This is a genomic window from Lentzea sp. DG1S-22 (assembly GCF_036321065.1).
GTDB classification, from domain to species: domain Bacteria; phylum Actinomycetota; class Actinomycetes; order Mycobacteriales; family Pseudonocardiaceae; genus Lentzea; species Lentzea jiangxiensis.
Genome location: NZ_CP143276.1, coordinates 3,083,755 through 3,098,784, shown reverse-complemented (window position 1 = coordinate 3,098,784; position 15,030 = coordinate 3,083,755). Strand labels below are relative to the sequence as shown.

Genomic DNA, 15,030 nt, shown 5'->3' with positions numbered 1-15,030 from the left:
GCCTCACCCCGGTCGCGCGGCGTTCCCGGCCGCCCATCGCGCCGCCTCACCCCCTGTCGCGGCGCGGGTGGCGTGTTCGTAGACCGCGAGCGCCTCTCCCGCGAGCCGCCGCCGCGAGTACCGGCCCAGGACGCGGTCGCGGGCGGCCATGCCGAACTGCTCCCTGCGCGTCTCGTCGGACAGCAGGGCCTTCACCGACCGCGCCAGCCGCCGCACGTCCCGCGGCGCGACCAGCACCCCCGTCACACCGGGCAGCACGACATCGCTCAGGGCACCCACCGCCGTGGCCACCACCGGCACCCCGCACGCCATCGCCTCCAGCGCCGCCATGCCGTACCTCTCGGCGAGCGGCGCGCACACCGCGACGTCGGCCGACCTCAGCACCGCCGGCCGGTCCCCGCGCCGCACCGCGCTCGTGTCCACCAGCTCCACGTTGTCCACAGTGGACAACGCCGCGCCGATCGCCGCCGAGCTGCCGGGGTCCAGCTCCCCGGTGAGCAGGACGCGCATCCGCCCGTCGTGGACCTCGACCGGCCCCTCGGGCGTGAAGAAACCGGGGTCCACGCCGCTGGGCACCACCGACACGTGCGCCCGCCGCACCCCGGACTGCCACAGCTCCGCCGCCTCCGCCGAGCTCGTCGCGACGATCCGCGCGGCCCGCCGCGCGATGAGGCCCTCGGCCGTCGCCCGCAGCCCGGCCCCGGCGCCACCCAGGCCGTGGAAGGAGTGCACCACCGGGATGCGCAGGCGGTGCGCCCCGATCACCGAGACCAGTCCGGAAGTCCAGTGGTGCGCGTGCACCACGTCGGGCGGACGCCTCCGCCACCGCCCGGCGACGAACTCGGCGAAGTCACCGAGGTGAGCCGCGAGCTCGTCGTCCCCGAGCGCGCGTTCCGGTCCCACCGGAACGTGCACGACCTGGTACCCCTCGGGGCTGCTGACCGTTTCACGCGACGTGGCGTCCTCTCGTCGCGTATAGACGACCACGTCGTGCATCGACGCGCTCAACGCCGCGCACAGCTCTGCCACGTGCGCGGCCCGCCCCGCGCTTTCGGAGAGCGGACTTGCCTGCGCGGACAACATCGCTATTCGCATTCGTCCGATCGCATCCTCGGTCTCCAGCGCGATTCCGAGCTGCCGGCTCAACTCAACGAGGTCCGGTGGTGAATGCGTCCGACCGTATTGGGTGCCGGTGCCGCCGACAAACGCAGGTGTGCCGTTCCCCTCGTCCCGCTTCGCGGCGGGTCTGCGCCCGTTCGAGAGCCGATGTCGACCCGCCGAGGACGGGGGCGAGGAGAACGCCGCTTTTGGCCAGTTGTGCCGGAGTGACGTGAAGACGCTGCTCAGAAGGGGTCGATCGAGGGCGGTCGGGCTGGTTCTCTCCTCGTGACGCCGCTGGTCGGGCACCGCTGTGACCAGGACTAGCAGTTCTCGGAGCCGGATGCGGACGTGGTGCGATCGGGATCTTCACTCCAAAGCAGGGTGCGCGCCGGGCGTTCGTCATATACCTCCAGCTCATGCGCCGACAACGACCAAACATGAGTGTCTCAGCATCACTCGAAAGTGTGGTTCAAGCGTTGTGCGCGCCGTCGCGAAGCCGTTTCCGATTTTGTTCGAACCAGCTGTCTCGATACGGTCCCCTCGGACTTGCCGCCGGTATCTGCCGGCGAGGCAATCCGTTCCCAGATTCAATGAAGGAGATCTCTGTGCTGAAGAAGGCAGGGGCGGCCGTCGCTATCGCGGGCGCCTTCCTCGGTTTTGGTACCACCGCGCTGGCCGATGCCCCTGAGCTGGACATCACCGACCAGGTCGGCCTCGTCGACCTGAACGACTCCGAGGTGCTCAGCGACATCAACGCCTGCTTCATCGACGTCAACGTCATCGCGGTGCCGGTGCTGTCCGACAACGACAGCGGCCTCTGCGCCAACCCCGACGACAAGTGACGTGAGGCGGGGAACGGAGCCAGGCAGGGGTGCCGGCGCCGTTCCCCGCTTTTCGCACGCGCAGATCACCACCTGGTTCCCGAGGAGAGAACGTCATGCTGAAGAAGGCTTTTGCCGCGGCCGCCGTCGGCGCGGGTTTCCTGATGATGGGCACGCCCGCGTTCGCGACGCAGGGTGACGCGATGGACGACCTGAAGGACCTCGCGTCGAAGTACGAGCACAACCACCAGGTCGGCCTCATCAACATGGAGGACTCCGAGCTCCTCAGTGACATCAACATCTGCCACATCGATGTGAACGTCATCGCGGTGCCGATCCTCTCCAACAACGACAGCGGCCCGTGCACCAACCCGGACATCGAGGTCGAGGCCTCCTACGAGGACGACTCGGACCGCTGACCGCAGGACCTCCACCCCCGGCCCGTGGTGGTGGTCCGGACACGCCGGCGCACCCCGAGGTCGCCAGCGCCAGGGCGGGATGGCGATCGCGTCCGTCGTGTCTTGCTCGACCGCGCAGCGCCCCGTCGGTTCTGGCGGGGCGCTGCGCGGCGTTGCGGGTCAGCCGACCAGCCGCCACGCCTGGTCCACATAGGACGTCGGTCGAACTGGATGAGCCGGGCCTCGTCGTTGCCCCCGCGGACCACCAGGCACCTGCCGCTGCTGACGTTGCGCAGCGAGAACCAGCCGGGGTAGCCGTAGAACTGCCGGTACCGGTCGGCCGATGCCGTCATTTCGAGCGTCACCGGACCAGCCCTTTCCGATGACGGCGCCGCGAGTCCGCGTCGGCGGGACGGGCGTCCCCGATCGCGGCGAGCGCTGCTCCGAGAATCGCGATCAGTGCTTTGACGTTCGCACGCTGCATTGCGCAGGCTGTGGCTGCGCTGTGACGCAGCGCAGGTCAGGCGTCGAGCCGCACCAACACGCGCAGCGTCGTGCCCTGGTCGGAGGTGTGCACGCGCACCAGGTCGGCCAGGTCGTGGACCATGAGCAGACCCCGGCCGCCGATCTGGTCGGGAGGAGCCGGACGACGACCGGCGAGCGGATCCGCGAAGCGCCCCTCGTCCCGCACCTCGCAGACGAGGTGGCCGGATTCCCGCCAGAGGCGCGACCGGCAGGCCCCACCGCCGTGCAGGACACCGTTCGTGACCAGCTCGGTGACGATCAGCTCGACTTCGGCCACGCGGTCGTCGGTCAGGCCGAGGCTCCGGGCGAAGGCGGCCGCGCGTCGCCGGGCGGGGGACACGTCGTCCAGCACGGCGACGAAGAACTCCTCCGCGCTGCCGTCCGCGCGATCGCCGAGGGGCAGGTTGTAGCGGTTCACCACGGCGTCCGGCGCGTACTCGGCGCTGGTGCGGCGGCGGTCCGGCTCCCACAGCAGCGGGTGGGTGGCGCGGGCGTCGGCGATGACCTCGTCGGACAGGCGCGCGGTGTCGTAGGGGCAGGCGATGGTGACGTCACGGCCGGCGAACGCCAGGTTGATCAACGCCTCGTGCTGCGCGCAGGCGGGGTACTCGACCTCGGTGCGGCCGGGCCAGATCGGCTCGCCGATGATGCGCACGTGCCCTTCGGGGTGGGCGTCGGCGAACCGGCGCAGCACGCCGGCGATGATCCGCCCGGGGTTGCGGCCCGCGTCCCGCATGTCGATCAGCGTGACGTCGTCCGCCTGGTCGCCGAGCGCGGTGCGCAGGAGGTCGAGCCGTGGTCCCGGCACCGCCACGGCCACGGGCTGGCCCGCGGCGAGCCCGTCGGTGACGAACGGCACGAGTGCGGCGAGGTACTCCCGGTCGGTCGCGTAGAACACCGCGGGGTGGATGAAGGCCCCGGTGGCCGGGGCGGTCTGCGGAGCGGTCATGAGGTCAGTTCCACCCGCACGTCCGACAGGTCGAGCGCCCGGACGATCCGGACGGCGCCGGGCCACCTCGTGTGCAGCGCCAGGGTCGCTCCGCTGCGGCGTGCCTGCGCGGAGAGCCGGAGCAGGCCGTTGTGGTCGAGGAACGTCAGCCCGGTCGCGTCGACGACCAGCTCGCCGTCCACCGGACGCGGGTCGGCGCGCTCGAGGGCTTCGGCGAACGCCTCGCGGGAGGTGCTGTCCACCTCGCCGCCCAGAGCGGCGGCGCATCCGGCGCGGTCGGTCCCGTGCAGGCGGAACCGGACGTCGCCCGCGTTGGTGTTCGGGTGCATGCAGGCGACCTGCTCGATCGCTCCGCCGGTGAGCCGGCGGCTGTCGTAGGCGCACATCGCGGAGAACGGGTGGGCGGCGATGTACCGGTCGATGAGGTGCTCGTACGTCGCGAACGCGGCCCGCTGCTGCGGGCTTTCGACGAGCGCAGTGCAGTCCGCCGCGACCCTCAGCCCGGTGAAGCCGTCCGCGAGGGCCTTCTCCGTCGCGGCCGCGTACACGAGCACCTGGGCGGCGGGGTCGACCACCGAGCCGACCGGGTAGACGTCGTCCAGGGAGACGACCTCGGCGGTCCCGTCGCGCAGGGCGGTCCCGAGCGCGCTGACGCCGATCAGCTCGTCGCGCAGCCGCTCGGCGTTCCCGGTGCCGATGTAGCGCACCGCCTGGCCCAGCTCGAGCCCTTCGGCGAGGAACTCCACGGCGTGGTCGCGGAACTGGGTGCGGTCGTCAAAGCTCCAGCACACGTGGTCGTGGAGACCGAAGCCCCGCACGTTCTCCACCATTCCGGATCTCCGCATCCCCTCCAGGATAGCCCCAGGGGGACGGGATGCAGAAGCGCGGACCCACCGCAGGGGTCCCGGTCATCCCCGGACCGAGTCCACCAGGGCCGTCACGGCCGGGTGCCACTCGCGACCGGCCGGACCGCTGAGGACCAGCCTGCGCACCACGCGTTCCCGCAGGGGCACCATGACCAGGCCGGCGGGCAGCATCGACGCCACCAGGCCCGGAACGAGCGACACGCCGACGCCCGAGCGGACCATGGCGAGCAGCGTGCCCAGCTCGCGCACCCGGTGCCGCGGGGCGAACGGGTGGCCCGCGTGCGCCTGCCGCACGTGCCGTTCGCAGCCCCCGCGCGAGAGCAGGAACGGGTCGTCGGCCAGCTCCTCGACGCCGATCCGGGGCTGACCCGCCAGCGGGTGGTCGCCGCGCAGGAGGGCGTGGAAGGCGTCCTCGCCGATCTGCGAGCCCCGGCCGGTCGGCGGGTCGACCAGGACCGCCGCCTCGACCGTGCCGCCGGCGAGCCACTCCGCCACCTCGTCGTCCTCGCCCTCGAACACCCTGACGTCGACCAGGGGGAACTCCGCCCGCCACCGCGTCAGCAGGTCCGGCAGCAGGCCCTGGCAGACGGTCGGCGGTGCCGCGAGCCGGATCGTCCCCCGAGCACCGACGCGGCGCCGTTCGGCGAGGTCGGTGATCGCGGCCGACGCGCTCACGGCGGCACGGGCGTGGGCGAGGAGCTCCTCCCCGAACGAGGTGGGTGTGCTCCGTCCGCGCCGGGAGAGCACGGGGTGGCCCAGCGAGCGCTCCAGCGACGCGACGGCGTGCGAGACGGCCGACTGCGTGATGCCGAGCGCGTCCGCGGCCGCACCGAACCCGCCTTCGTCGACCACCGCGAGGAACGCCCTGAGCTGGGCGAAGTTCAACGTCATGAGTGTCTCTCATGCTCCTTCGATCAACACTTGTTGGACTCATGATGCCTCGCCCGTGATGCTCGCGCCGTGGGGTCTACGGGAAAGTTCGTGCTGCTGTCCGCGATCTGGGGCAGCAGCTTCGCCTTGATCGAGGTGGCGGTGGACGCGGGCGTGCCGCCGGTGCAGGTGGCACTGGCCCGCTGCCTGTTCGGCGCTCTGGCGCTGGGTGCGATCTGCGTGGCGCAGAGGGCGGCTGTGCCGCGTGACCCGCGGACCTGGGGGCACGCCGCGGTGGTCGCGGCCTTGCTCAACTCCGTGCCGTTCACGCTGCTCGCCTTCGGGGAGTCCCGGGTGGACTCCGTGCTGGCGGGCGTGCTGAACGCGACCACGCCGCTGACGACGCTGGCGTTCGCGCTCCTGGTCGTGCCGGGGGAGCAGGTCACGAGGACGCGGCTCGCGGGGCTGCTGCTCGGGTTCTGCGGGGTGCTGGTGCTGCTCGGGGTGTGGCGCGGCCTGGACGGCGACGTGCTGGCCGGCGGCCTGGCCTGCCTCGGCGCCACCACCTGCTACGGAGCCGGGTTCGCCTACACCCGGCGCTTCCTGTCCGGCGTGCCCCACCGGGCGAGCGCCCTGTCCGCCGTGCAGATCACCTGCGCCACCGTGCAGCTGGGCCTGGCCGCACCTCTGCTGTCGGGACCGCCGTCCTGGCCGGGGACGTCCGCCGCGCTCGCGCTGCTGGTGCTGGGCGCGGTCGGCACGGGCTACGCGTACGTGCTCAACCTCGACCTGATCCGGGAGGCCGGCCCCACGGTCGCGGCCACGGTCACCTACGTGACGCCGCTGTGGTCCACCGCGCTCGGCTACTTCCTGCTGGCCGAGCCGGTGGGGTGGCACACCCTGGCCGGAGGGGGCGTGGTCGTCGGCGCGATCCTGCTCGCCCGGCGGCCCGTCAGAGACCGCTCGGGAACGTCTCCGGTTCCAGGGCGTCGGCCCGGCGCCCGTGCAGGGGACTGAGCGCACGGGTCCCGTCGAACCAGAGGAACGCGTCGTACCGGCCTCCGAGCCTGGTGGGCAGGTAGTTGCGCACGCGGTCGTGCGCGGGGTCGTAGACGACACCGATGGCGCGGTGGGGGAGCTCGGTGGTGAGCAGGCCGGGCCGGTCGTCGCGGGGGAAGACCAGCAAAGCCTGCTCGGGCGCGGTGTCGTGCAGCACGTGCTCCAGCGAGCCGGGTCGCGCGGCCGGCACGGGCATCTCGCGCACCGGGGCGCCCCAGGAACTCCCCGCGACGACCGTGCCGTGGTGGCTGCCGAACCCGATCAGCGCGACCCGGTCCTCGCCGTGGCGTTCCCGGGCGAGCCGGCCGAGGGTGACGGTGCCGGACGCCGCCATGCTCGTGGCACGGGAGTCGCCGACGTGGGTGTTGTGCGCCCACACCACGGCCCGCGAATCGGCGCCGTGGTGGGAGAGCAGCCGGTTCAGGGTGTCGTCCATGTGGTGCTCGCGGATGTTCCAGGACTCCGGTCCGCCGGCCATCATCGCCCGGTAGTAGCGCTCGGCCCCGGCCACGACCTCCGCGTTCTGCCACGCCCCGAACGCCGAGGCGTCCCGGGCGCGGTCACGCAGGCGGGCCAGCAGGTCGACCACCTCGTTCTCGCAGCTGACCGGGACGAACCGCGTGGCCAGCGCGTAGTCCCGCACGCTCTCGCCGTAGGGCTCGAAGCACCGGTAGGCGGCCAGCGCCGCCGGCACCTCCTCGGGGTCGTGCTCGCGCAGGTGCGCCACGACCTCGCGCAGCGACTCCCACAGCGAGTACACGTCCAAGCCGTGGAAGCCCACCTGTCCGTCCACAGCGGCGTTGTGCGCGCGCAGCCAGCGGGTGAAGTCGAGGACCTCCTCGTTGGCCCACATCCACGTCGGCCACCGGTCGAACGCCAGCAGCGCGGCGCGGGGGTCCTCCGCCGACCGGCGCACCGACCGGTCCACCCTGGCGCAGTCGGGCCAATCTCCCTCCACGGCCACGAAGGAGAAGCCCTTCTCGGTGATCAGCCGCCGGGTGAGGGCGGCGCGCCACCGGTAGAACTCGTGGGTGCCGTGACTGGCTTCGCCGATCATGACCACACGCGCGTCCCCGACGCGGTCGACGAGTTCGTCGAAGTCGCCGGGACCGGTCAGCGGCGAGCAGAGTGCCGCGACGTCGTCCCCGAAGCGGTGCCTCATCGGCCTCGGCTACCCGCCAGGGCACCCGCCTAGACTGGCGGTCGTGGAGAAGCCCCGGTGGACCGCCGACGACCTCCCCGACCTGACCGGCCGCACCGTCGTGGTGACCGGCGCGGCCAGCGGGGTGGGCCGCGGCACGGCCGCCGCGTTCGCCGCGGCGGGAGCCCGCACGGTGCTCGCGGTGCGCGACGTCGCCGCCGGTGAACGGGCGGCGGCCGCGATGTCCGGGGCCACCGAGGTGCGCGAGCTGGACCTGGCGAACCTCGCGTCGGTGCGCGCGTTCGCCGACGGCTGGCGGGGCGAGATCGACGTCCTGGTCAACAACGCCGGCGTGGCGATGACCCCGCACGGTCACACGGCCGACGGGTTCGAGCTGCAGTTCGGCACCAACCACCTCGGCCACTTCGCGCTGACCAACCTGCTGCTCCCGTCGATCACCGACCGCGTGGTGACCGTGGCGTCCGGCGCGCACAAGGCGGGCGTGCTCGACCTCGACGACCTCGACTTCGCCCGTGCCGGCTACAGCCCGGTGAAGGCCTACGGCCGGTCGAAGCTCGCGAACCTGCTGTTCACCCTGGAACTGGACCGCCGCTGCCGCGAGGCCGGGTCGTCCGTGCGCGCGTTGTCCTCGCACCCCGGCTACACGGCGAGCAACCTGGGCACCAAGGGCCGCAACCGGCACCTGGTCAAGATCGTGCACATCGCCGGGCGCCACCTCGCGCAGACCGAGCAGCAGGGCGCGCTGCCGTCGCTGTACGCGGCGACCCAGGACCTGCCGGGCGCGAGCTACGTCGGCCCGGACGGGCGGTTCGAGCTGCACGGCCACCCGGCGCTGGTCGGGCGGTCGGCCGCGGCCAGCGACCCGGTGGTGGCGCGGCGGCTGTGGGAGACGTCGGAACGGCTGACCGGAGTGACCTTCCCGCTGACCGCGAAGCCCTGACCACGGCGTTCGCTTCAGCTCCGCGACTCCCCGCGGCCCTTGCGGTAGCTGGAGAAGAGCGCGACACCGCTGGCGAGGGCGACCAGTCCGAAAGCGGCGCTGATGAAGAGGCTCAGGCCGAAGGCCTGGGTGACGACGTTGGCCGCGAGGCTGCCGGCCAGGACCACGGCGAGCAGGACGCGGTTGCGGGCGGGCGTGGAGTTCGGTGCGTTGTTCATGGGAATGACCGTAGTTTCGACCCGCCGGTGGGGCCGATACCGCAGACTTCCCTGAATCAGGTGGAGCCTGCTCCACCTCGGTCGTGCTGTCCGGTCTCGGAACGCCAGTCGCGCGTGGCCACCACGCCCACCACGACGGTCAGCGCCTCGGCGAGCACACCGACGGACCAGGCCACCCGGAACCAAGGCCCGCTCGCGAACGAGGCGACGTGGATCGTCGAAAGTGCCGGAACGACCACGAAGGCCAAGATGATCGGCAGGTCGAACCTGACCATCCCCTTCGCCAGACCCGTGCGGCTCGACGCCTCCACCCTGACGAACTCTTCCCAGCGCAGAGCCCGGCTCCACGACACGTGGTGTCTGATGTCCGGCGCCAGCTCGCTCTTGATGTACTTCCCGATCGTCGCGATCGCGAAGTGGTGGTCGAAGTAGAGGACGCCGAAGACGCAGGTCAGTATCGGCAGCAGGAGCAGCACCGGCCGTCGCGCGGCATCCGCGAAGGCGATGGTCCCGATCGCCGCGGTGGCCACGAGGCTCAGGTTGAGCAGGCCGTGCTGAGCGGAGGAGCGCCCGGCGATCTCGGCTCTGAGCGCGTTGAACTCGGCGATCGCCACGTCGAGGCGCTCGGACGGCCCCACCTCGCTGGCTTCCACCGCTCCCGCCCTTCCCCGGCCGGTCCCGCACACCCCGGACAGCGTTCCGGTTCGTGCTTCCCCCAGGCAGCGGGCAACCCGGTGAAGTCGAAGGCGAGCTCTCTGCGACTTCCGCTGTGACCGGCACGACTCCGGCCGCGCCGGTGGCGGTTTTTGTCGGTGTCGTCCGGACACTGCAAGGGTGAGCACCTCGACACCGCTGCTGAGCCCGACCCGGATCTACGTGGAGCCCGCCGCCGCGCTGCTGCCGCGGGGCCGCGAGGTGCTCGACAGGTTCCCCGACGCCGACCGGGTCGAGGTCGACAGCCACTGGCGCATCCCCGAGCTGCACGGCGACGAGGCCAACGCCCAGCGGTGGGTGCGGATCAAGCGCGAAGCACTCGTCCTCGGCGTGAAGAAGTCCCTGAGCGCGCGGCCCAACGGCCGCTCGGCGCACTTCATCGCCCCGTCCACCGCCAACGGGTGCGCGATGGCCTGCGCCTACTGCTACGTGCCGCGGCGCAAGGGCTACTCGAACCCGATCACGGTGTTCGCGAACATCGAGCAGATCACCGGTTACCTGGCCCGCCACGCCGCCCGGCAGGGCCCGATGACCGAGCCCGGCCAGATCGACGACCGGGCGTGGGTCTACGACATCGGCGAGAACTCCGACTGCTCGGTGGACGCGCTGGTCAGCGACAACGTGCGGGACCTGGTGCGGCTGTTCCGCGACCTGCCCACCGCCAAGGCGTCGTTCGCGACCAAGTACGTCAACCGCGACCTGCTGGACTGGGACCCGCGGGGCCGCACCCGCGTCCGGTTCTCGCTGATGCCCGAACGCACCGCGAAGCTGCTCGACATCCGCACGACCCCCGTCGCCGAGCGCCTCGCCGCCCTCGACGACTTCCGCGCCGCCGGCTACGAGGTGCACGTGAACCTCAGCCCGGTCGTCGTCCACGACGGCTGGCTAGACGACTGGCGCGTCCTGCTGGAGTCGCTCGGCGATGCGACCTCGTCCGCCACCCGCGACCAGCTGGCCGCCGAGGTCATCATGCTCACCCACAACCGGCCGTTGCACGAGGTCAACCAGCGCTGGCACCCGAGGGCCGAGGACCTGCTGTGGCGGCCGGACCTCCAGGAGGTCAAGCGCAGCGAGGGCGGCGGCGTCAACGTCCGCTACCGGCGGGGCCTCAAGAGGGAGCTCCTCGACTCCTTCCTCGCCCTCGTCGCCGAACACGCCCCCTACCTGCGCGTCCGGTACGCCTTCTGAACCGCGGTCAGTGCGAGATCAGCGCCGCCCACTCGTCCTCGTCGAACGTGCCGGACAGCGTGTAGGGCCGCTGTGGCGTGACCGGCGCTCGCCGGGCGCCCAGGCCGCCGATGTCGAACGGGCGGTCACGGGTGTGCTGCACGCGGACCTCCGCGGTGACGGGGAGGTAGGGGTACGTGTCGTGCAGCCCGCGCAACGCCCCGAGCACGCGGTCCGCGACCGCGTGCGTCGCCTGGGGTGACGTGCCCGGCAGCACGAGCACGAACTCGTCACCGTTGAGCCTGGCGGCGCGGTCGCCGGGACGCAGGTGGACGCGGAGCACGTCGGCGATGTTGTTCTCCGTGTGCACCGCCGCGCTCGGACCGTGGACGTCGACGAAGTCGCTCAGCCCCGGCACGCGGATCACCACGAGCCCCAGCCGCACGGTGTCCGCCAGCTGCCTGCCCAGCCACGCGTTGACCGAGTCCACGGTGTGCAGGCCGGTCCACGGGTCGAGCGCGTCCCGCATCTCCTCGCCGGCGCGCGACGCCGAGAGCTCGGTCGCGTCCCGGGCGGCCACGAGTCGTGACGTCAGGTGCCGCAGCGCCGCTTCCGCGCGGCGTTCCACCTCGCCGGCGGGAGGCTCCGTGATGCCGTTCAGCACCGAGTCGAAGCGCCTGCGCACGTCCGGCGGTATCCGGTCACCGAGCGCGTCGCGCAGCCGGACCGCCTCCGCGTACGCCTCCTCCCGCCGGAACGCCCACCTGCCCTGGAACACCCTGCTCGCCTCGAGGGTGCTGCCACCCGGATCCAGCTCCTCGAGGTCGGTCGCCACGACGGAGGCGCCGAAGGTCGGCGTGAGCACGACCACCGACCACTCCCGGGCCAGCTCCTCCCCGGAGCGCAGCAGGACGGGCGTGACACCGGCCGGCAGGTCGGGCCGCACGTCGGAGACCATGCCGACGACCGTCACCGACGCCAGCGCCCCGATCCGGCGGTACACCTCCGCTTCCCGCAGGAAGTAGGGCAGCCGCTGGAACAGCGCGAGGACGATCGCGGGCTCGGCCCGGTCACCCGCCAGCGCCGCCCGTTCCACGGCGTGCGACGCGACGACCAGCGTCCTCTTCGACAGCAGGCCCGCCCGCACCTCGGTGTTCGGGAATGCCACTGATGAGCTCCTGTTCGCCTGCCCGCACGACGATCTCGAAACTAGAACCTCCGATCGACGCGACCAACTGCACGAACGGGTGACAGGCAAGGGCTTGACCGCCCTCCACGTGATCGGCGGCATCGCCGGAGCAGGCGGCCTCTACGGTGATGCCGTGGCCGACACCCGACAACGCCTGATCGACGGCGCGATCGAGACCATCCGCACGCACGGCCTGACCGGCACCACGGCGCGGAGCATCGCGGCCACCGCCGGGGTCAACCAGGCGCTGGTCTTCTACCACTTCGGCACCGTCCACGACCTGCTCCAGGCCGCGTGCCTCGCCGCCACGCGGGCGAGGGTCGAGCTGTTCGCCGAACGCCTCGAGCACGTCACCGACCTGCGTCAGCTCCTCGCGCTCGGCCGCGCGCTGCACGACGAGGAGCGTGCCGAGGGCAACGTCATGGTGCTCGCCCAGCTGCTGGCCGGCGCGCAGGCCGATCCCGTGCTCGCCGAGGCCACCGCCGCGTCTCTGCGGTTGTGGATCAGTCCGATCGAAGGTGCCCTGACGAGGCTGCTGGCCGGCTCGCCGGTGTCCGAGCTGGTCGACACGCCTGGTCTCGCACGTGCGGTGAGCGCCGGGTTCATCGGGCTGGAGCTGTACGAGGGCGTCGACCCGGACGGGGCGAAGGCGGCGCTGGACTCCCTCGACCGGCTGGCGGTGCTCGTCGAGGTGGTGGACGACCTCGGACCCGTCGCGGTCCGCGCCCTGCGCGCCAAGCTGCGCAAGACGGCCAAGAACCGCAGGTAGAAGAGATGTTTGAGCAACTGCTCAAATGCGGCTACCCTCGTGTTTGAGCAACTGCTCAAATCCGAGGGGGTGCCGTGGCGAGGCGACGAACGCTCTACGTGGAGACGGTGATCCGGGCCGACCTGGACGAGGTGTGGCGGTTCACCCGGCAACCGCGCCCGCACCAGCGGTGGGACCTCCGGTTCACCACGATCGACTACCTGCCGAAGGCGCACCCGGACGCCGAGCAGCACTTCCGGTACGCGGTCCGGGTCCTGCCCGGCCTGGAGGTGGACGGGACCGGCGTCAGCGTCGGCGAGCGCACCAGGCCCGACGGGTCGCGGACGTCCGCGCTGCGCTTCCGCTCGGCGCACCCGCTGTCGCTGATCCGCTCCGGGGCGGGCTACTGGCGGTACGTGCCGACCGGCGCGGGCGTCCGGTTCCTCACCGGCTACGACTACCGGCCCGGCTGGGGACGGCTGGGCGCGTTGGCGGACCGCCCGTTCCGCCTGCTGATGGGGTGGGGGACGGCCTGGTCGTTCGACCGGCTCCGGCTGTGGCTCGAGCGCGGCACACCGCCCGAGGTCTCGCTTCGCCGCGCGCTGCTGGACGCGGGAACCAGGGTCGTCGTCTGCGCCGTCGCCTGGCGGACCGGTCCGGCCGCCCTCGCCGCCGCGCTCACGGCGGGGGCTCTGCTGGCTCCGCCGCTGCCGTCCACGCCCGCTGCCAGGAGGTGCCGGCGCACCCCGCCGGACCGCCGTTCGTCGACGGCGCCGTCGACCCTGTCCACTTTGGAGCAACCATGACGTCGATCTTCCAGCGCGCCCTCGGCGACGACTTCGGCCGCCTGCACCCGCAGTTGCGACGCCGGTTCCGCTTCGACGGCATCGGCTGCGTCGGCACCGGCACGATGGAGCGGGTGTGGCACGGCCGCGGGTTCACCCGCCCGTTCCTGTGGCTCGGGGCCCGGCGGCACATCCTCCTCCCGGGCCACGGCAGCGACATCCCGTTCACCATCGAGAACTACGCCTACCGCGACTCGCTGGGCCGGGAGACGGTGAGCTTCGTCCGCACCTTCGCCTTCGAACGGCCCCGGCGCTGGGACGCCACGATGATCTACAGCCCCGAACGCGGCTGCGTCGTCGACTACCTGGGTACCCACCAGCACGTCGCCGTCGACCTGCACCTGTCCGTCGACGACCGCGGCGGGCTGCTGATCCGCAGCGGTGAACAGCGCTTCCACGAGGGCCCGCTGCACTTCCGCGTCCCGCGCCTGGTCACCGGCACCGCCGAGGTCCGCGAGTCCTACGACGAGGAGGCGGGCCGGTTCCGCATCGACGTCGAGGTCACCAACCACCGGTTCGGGCCGCTCTTCGGCTACCACGGCACCTTCACCTGCTCCTACCCCGAGGGCGGGCACGTGCCGAGCGCGGTCAGGCCGGTGCGGGAGCAGGCGAGGGCGTGATGTCCGCGCGCGACTGAGGGCGGATTTCGCCTCGGGCGCCGTGGACTCCTGCCAGGATGGCTGGGTGAAGTCTCCTCTCCCGGTCCGAGTCCTGTGCCCCGTCGTGGCGGCGATGGCTCTCACCTCGTTGCTCGTCGTGTCCGCGAACGGGTCTCCGCTCACCGGTTCCGGCGGCACGGCGCTCTCGGCCGCCGCGGACAGGTCGCTCCTGCCGCGGCCGACCGCCACGGACACGACCTCGCGGCCGAGGCTGGGAACACCGTGGTTCGCCGACCGCGTGGGCGGGGCGACCCAGGTGATCTCGGTGGTCGGCGCTGGTGGCTCCGACGCCACGGTGACGACGTGGCAGAAGTCCGGGAGCGACTGGGCGCGGGTGTCGGGCGGGATCTCGGCGAAGGTGGGCCCGCCGGGCATCTCGAGCTCCTACGGGGAGTCGTCGTCCGCGACGCCGGCCGGGGTCTTCGGGATCACCGGTGCGTTCGGCAGGCAGGCCGATCCCGGTTCGGGCGTGCCGTACTTCCGGGTCGACGGCTCGGACTGGTGGGTCAGCGACGTCGGCAGTCCGCTCTACAACACGCATCAGCGGTGTGCCCGCGGAACGTGCCCGTTCGACGAGAGCCGGTCGGAGAACCTCGCCGACCAGGGCGCCGTGTACGACTACGCCCTGGTGATGGGGGTGAACGGGCAACGCGTGCCCGGCGGGGGGAGTGCGTTCTTCGTGCACGTCACCAACGGCGCCGCGACCGCCGGCTGCGTGGCGGTCGCGGCGAGCGCGCTGGTGTCGATCATGCGCTGGGTCCGTCCCGGCGCGGTGATCGCGCTGACGCCCCGCTGACCC

Annotated in this window: 17 protein-coding genes; 9 read left to right on the top strand and 8 right to left on the bottom strand. The window is 72.2% G+C overall.

The features are described 5' to 3' along the window. Positions 1-3: 3 nt before the first annotated feature. Complete coding sequence (locus V1227_RS13530; protein WP_329792892.1) at positions 4-1,095, bottom strand: glycosyltransferase; 1,092 nt, start codon at positions 1,093-1,095, stop codon at positions 4-6. A 611-nt stretch (positions 1,096-1,706) separates the two neighbouring features. On the opposite strand from V1227_RS13530, the gene V1227_RS13525 reads away from it, so the two are divergent. Beyond that, positions 1,707-1,943: a hypothetical protein gene (locus V1227_RS13525; protein ID WP_329792890.1), complete on the top strand. Its 237-nt coding sequence runs from the start codon at positions 1,707-1,709 to the stop codon at positions 1,941-1,943. A gap of 95 nt (positions 1,944-2,038) precedes the next feature. After that, the gene (locus tag V1227_RS13520; RefSeq protein WP_329792888.1) at positions 2,039-2,341 is read left to right on the top strand and encodes a hypothetical protein; all 303 of its coding nucleotides are present in this window, start codon (positions 2,039-2,041) and stop codon (positions 2,339-2,341) included. A gap of 499 nt (positions 2,342-2,840) precedes the next feature. Here the strand turns inward: V1227_RS13520 and V1227_RS13515 are convergent, their stop codons facing one another. The 3 genes from V1227_RS13515 to V1227_RS13505 form a co-directional block, all read right to left on the bottom strand. Beyond that, on the bottom strand, positions 2,841-3,794 hold the full coding sequence (locus V1227_RS13515) for an anti-sigma factor RsbA family regulatory protein (protein ID WP_329792886.1): 954 nt from the start codon (positions 3,792-3,794) through the stop codon (positions 2,841-2,843). Next, positions 3,791-4,639, bottom strand: coding sequence for an MEDS domain-containing protein (locus tag V1227_RS13510; protein ID WP_329792885.1), 849 nt, complete (start codon positions 4,637-4,639; stop codon positions 3,791-3,793). The genes V1227_RS13515 and V1227_RS13510 overlap by 4 nt, the downstream gene beginning before the upstream one ends. A gap of 63 nt (positions 4,640-4,702) precedes the next feature. Continuing rightward, positions 4,703-5,551 (bottom strand): LysR family transcriptional regulator, encoded by an 849-nt coding sequence (locus tag V1227_RS13505; protein WP_329792884.1) that lies wholly within the window; start codon positions 5,549-5,551, stop codon positions 4,703-4,705. A 69-nt stretch (positions 5,552-5,620) separates the two neighbouring features. On the opposite strand from V1227_RS13505, the gene V1227_RS13500 reads away from it, so the two are divergent. Then, positions 5,621-6,547 carry a DMT family transporter gene (locus tag V1227_RS13500; protein WP_329792883.1) on the top strand — a complete coding sequence of 309 codons (927 nt, stop codon included), beginning with the start codon at positions 5,621-5,623 and terminating at the stop codon, positions 6,545-6,547. On the opposite strand, the gene V1227_RS13495 is transcribed toward V1227_RS13500, so the two are convergent. Then, positions 6,483-7,751, bottom strand: coding sequence for an erythromycin esterase family protein (locus tag V1227_RS13495; RefSeq protein ID WP_329792882.1), 1,269 nt, complete (start codon positions 7,749-7,751; stop codon positions 6,483-6,485). The two genes, V1227_RS13500 and V1227_RS13495, sit on opposite strands and share 65 nt — an antisense overlap. Positions 7,752-7,794: 43 nt before the next feature. Here V1227_RS13495 and V1227_RS13490 point away from each other — a divergent pair, with 43 nt between their 5' ends. Further along, positions 7,795-8,691, top strand: coding sequence for an oxidoreductase (locus V1227_RS13490; protein ID WP_329792881.1), 897 nt, complete (start codon positions 7,795-7,797; stop codon positions 8,689-8,691). Between the two features lie 14 nt (positions 8,692-8,705). On the opposite strand, the gene V1227_RS13485 is transcribed toward V1227_RS13490, so the two are convergent. Continuing rightward, positions 8,706-8,909 (bottom strand): hypothetical protein, encoded by a 204-nt coding sequence (locus V1227_RS13485; RefSeq protein ID WP_329792880.1) that lies wholly within the window; start codon positions 8,907-8,909, stop codon positions 8,706-8,708. Positions 8,910-8,965: 56 nt separating this feature from the next. Then, entirely contained in the window at positions 8,966-9,562 is a 597-nt protein-coding gene (locus tag V1227_RS13480; protein ID WP_329792878.1) for a hypothetical protein, read from the bottom strand. A 181-nt stretch (positions 9,563-9,743) separates the two neighbouring features. On the opposite strand from V1227_RS13480, the gene V1227_RS13475 reads away from it, so the two are divergent. Then, positions 9,744-10,811, top strand: a complete 1,068-nt coding sequence (locus V1227_RS13475) for a spore photoproduct lyase family protein (protein WP_329792876.1) — start codon at positions 9,744-9,746, stop codon at positions 10,809-10,811. Between the two features lie 7 nt (positions 10,812-10,818). Here the strand turns inward: V1227_RS13475 and V1227_RS13470 are convergent, their stop codons facing one another. Next, positions 10,819-11,958 carry a sensor domain-containing diguanylate cyclase gene (locus V1227_RS13470; protein ID WP_329792874.1) on the bottom strand — a complete coding sequence of 380 codons (1,140 nt, stop codon included), beginning with the start codon at positions 11,956-11,958 and terminating at the stop codon, positions 10,819-10,821. A 94-nt stretch (positions 11,959-12,052) separates the two neighbouring features. On the opposite strand from V1227_RS13470, the gene V1227_RS13465 reads away from it, so the two are divergent. From V1227_RS13465 to V1227_RS13450, 4 genes are all read left to right on the top strand, one after another. Beyond that, positions 12,053-12,748: a TetR/AcrR family transcriptional regulator gene (locus V1227_RS13465; RefSeq protein WP_329792872.1), complete on the top strand. Its 696-nt coding sequence runs from the start codon at positions 12,053-12,055 to the stop codon at positions 12,746-12,748. Between the two features lie 74 nt (positions 12,749-12,822). Continuing rightward, entirely contained in the window at positions 12,823-13,533 is a 711-nt protein-coding gene (locus V1227_RS13460) for a hypothetical protein (protein ID WP_329792871.1), read from the top strand. Then, entirely contained in the window at positions 13,530-14,192 is a 663-nt protein-coding gene (locus V1227_RS13455) for a DUF4166 domain-containing protein (protein ID WP_329792870.1), read from the top strand. Before V1227_RS13460 ends, V1227_RS13455 begins: the two co-directional genes overlap by 4 nt. Before the next feature lie 64 nt (positions 14,193-14,256). After that, positions 14,257-15,027 carry a L,D-transpeptidase family protein gene (locus tag V1227_RS13450; protein WP_329792869.1) on the top strand — a complete coding sequence of 257 codons (771 nt, stop codon included), beginning with the start codon at positions 14,257-14,259 and terminating at the stop codon, positions 15,025-15,027. The last annotated feature ends 3 nt before the right edge of the window (positions 15,028-15,030 follow it).